Annotated in this window: 2 protein-coding genes; both read right to left on the reverse strand. The window is 71.6% G+C overall.

The window, feature by feature from the left end:
* Positions 1–62 precede the first annotated feature (62 nt).
* On the reverse strand, positions 63–842 hold the full coding sequence (gene istB / locus PSD17_RS23075; RefSeq protein ID WP_013673103.1) for an IS21-like element helper ATPase IstB: 780 nt from the start codon (positions 840–842) through the stop codon (positions 63–65).
* Positions 839–2,398: an IS21 family transposase gene (gene istA, locus PSD17_RS23080; protein ID WP_103384716.1), complete on the reverse strand. Its 1,560-nt coding sequence runs from the start codon at positions 2,396–2,398 to the stop codon at positions 839–841. Before istA ends, istB begins: the two co-directional genes overlap by 4 nt.
* Between the last annotated feature and the right edge of the window lie 190 nt (positions 2,399–2,588).

A 2,588-nucleotide genomic window follows, 5' to 3' on the forward strand; every position in this document is an offset into this window, starting at 1 on the left:
TGTCAACGGCCAGTTCGTGGTCCCCGCTGGTGGCCAGGTGAAAGTCCCCGGTCCGGGGTCGTTCAGCTGGTGTTGATGGGGGCTCCCTTCGCGGTCCTGGCCTCGCGCATGCGGTAGGAGTCGCCGCTGGTGACGACGACGTGGGCGTGGTGCAGGAGCCGGTCGAGCAGGCTGACCGCGGTGGTGTGTTCGGGCATGAACCGTCCCCATTGATCGAAGGGCCAGTGCGAGCTGATGGCGAGGCTGCGGCGTTCATAGGCGGCGGCGACGAGCCGGAACAGCAGCTGGGCGGCGGTGTCGTCGAGCGGGGCGAACCCGATCTCGTCGATGATGATCAGGTCGTGGCGCAGGGTCTGGCCGATCAGCCGGCCGACGGAGTTGTCGGCCAGGCCGCGGTAGAGCGCTTCGACCAGCTCGGCCGCGGTGAAGTAGCGGACCCGGTGCCCGGCCTCGACCGCCGCGGTGCCGAGGGCGACGAGCAGGTGGGACTTTCCGGTCCCTGCCGGCCCGACCAGGGCGAGGTTCTCCGGAGCGCGGATCCACTCGAGTGAGGCGAGGTAGTCGAACGTGGCCTTCGGGATCGAGGAGGCGGACAGGTCGAACTCGTCGAGGGTCTTGGCGACCGGGAACCCGGCGGCCTTGCGCCGGTTCGCGATGTTGGAGGCGTCCCGGGCGGCGACCTCGGCCTCGACCAGGGTGCGTAGCAGCTCTTCGGGGCGCCAGCGCTGGGTCCGGGCGGTGAGCAACAGCTCCGGAGCCAGGCGGCGCATCGCAGCGAGCTTGAGCCGCTTGAGCCCGGCCTCGAGGTCAGCATCGAGCGCCGGGGGCTTGCTCGCGGTCATGACGCATCCCCATCGACCACCGCGGTGTCCGGCTCGGTAGTGGTGGTGATGGCGTAGTCGGCCAGGGAGCGGGTCGGGACCGCGGGCAGCTCGACGACCAGGGCTTCTCCGGCCGGGCGGGGCCTGGGTGCGGCCGCGCCGGCGGCGAGGATCGAGCGGACGTCCTCGGCTCGCCACCGCCGGAACGCCGTCGCCCGGGCCAGCGCGTCGAGCAGCGCCTGTTCGCCGTGGGCCTGCCCGAGGCCCAGCAGCTCACCCAACTCAGTCCCGAGACGGGCCGATCCGGCCGCGGCGGCGCCGGTCAGGAACGCCGCCGCGATCGGGCCGAGCGCGCAGAACGCCTTCTCCTGCGCGGTCTTGGGGCGGACGGCCCGAACCGGAGTGGCAGGGCGGGGACCGCCGTAATGCGCGTCGATCACCGACGCCTCACCCGGCCCGACCAGGCGGTGCTCGGCCAACACCACCCCACCGGTCATGCTGCCGGGCGTGGCGGTGGTGAGGATGGTGAGCCGGTCGGCGTGGGTGCGGACCTCGACCCGGGTGCCGATCGCGGTGGTGGGCACCGAGTAGCGAGCCGAGCCGAACCGGACACAGGAGAGCCGGTCGACCTTGCGCAGCACGGCCGGGCCGGTGACCCGCGGCCGCAGCGACGGCAATCCGCCCAACACGGCGAGCTCGTGCTCGGCCAGGCGCCGGGCCGGAACGGCGGCGATCTCCGAGTGCGTCGCCGCGTTCACCTCGACGCACCACTGCCGGGCGGCCTCGTTGGCCGCGGCAAGGTCCACCGGCCGCTGACCTGTGCTGGAGTCGAGGTCGGCGACGAGACCACAGCCGATGATCAGGTCGGACTTGGCGTAGCCGACGAGGTTCTCCACGATGCCCTTGGACTCCGGATCGGCTCCATGGCAGAAGTCTGGGCGGAACCGGTAGTGGCTGGCGAAGCGCACGTAGTCCGGCGTCGGAACGACATGGTCGGCGACCACGGCGGCTTTCAGGCAGCCCATCCGGTCGGCGAGCACGACCTTGGGGACCCCGCCGAGGGTCTCGAAGCACTCGGCGAGCATGGTCAGGGTCGTCTCGGCGCGTTCGTCGGTGGCGAAGCGGACGAACCGCACCCGCGACCAGGCCAGCACCGCGCAGAACACGTGTAGCCCGGCGAGCACGCCCCAGTCGATGACCAGGTGCTCGCCCGGGGACCACACCGCCGGACGGCGGCCGCGGTGATGATCGCGGCGCCAGTCGGCCTTTACCGTCGCGACCAGGCGGCGGAAGTTGCGTGCCGAGCCCTCGTAGCCGGCCGCGCGGGCTTCGGGCAGCAGCCGCTTCGCCGAGATCCTGCCCTGGGTCTTCCCGACCCGGGCCGCGACCAGCTCGGCGACCGACTCGTAGTTCCGGGGCCGTGGCTTGCGTTGCGGCGCAACACCTCCTCCCTCATGGCGTTCGATGACCCGGCGCACCGTCTTCGGGGTCGTGGCGCAGATCGCGGCCGCGCCGCGATAACTGCCCACCTCCCGATAGGCCGAAATGATGTCCATCCGTTCCCTCGCAGACTTCAATGGGAGACCCCTGGGCGGTGCGGTGGCTGGCTTCGACAACCGCCACCGTCACCGCCCAGGGCCTCACCGCCCGGTACGACACGACGAGGGACCGGGGACTTCTAACTGGCCACCAGCGGGGACCTCACACGGCCACCCGCGAGGACCTGCACCTGGCCACCAGCGGGGACTTTTTCATGGCCACGGACAC

This window comes from Pseudonocardia sp. D17 (genome assembly GCF_036984265.1).
GTDB classification, from domain to species: Bacteria; Actinomycetota; Actinomycetes; order Mycobacteriales; family Pseudonocardiaceae; genus Pseudonocardia; species Pseudonocardia benzenivorans.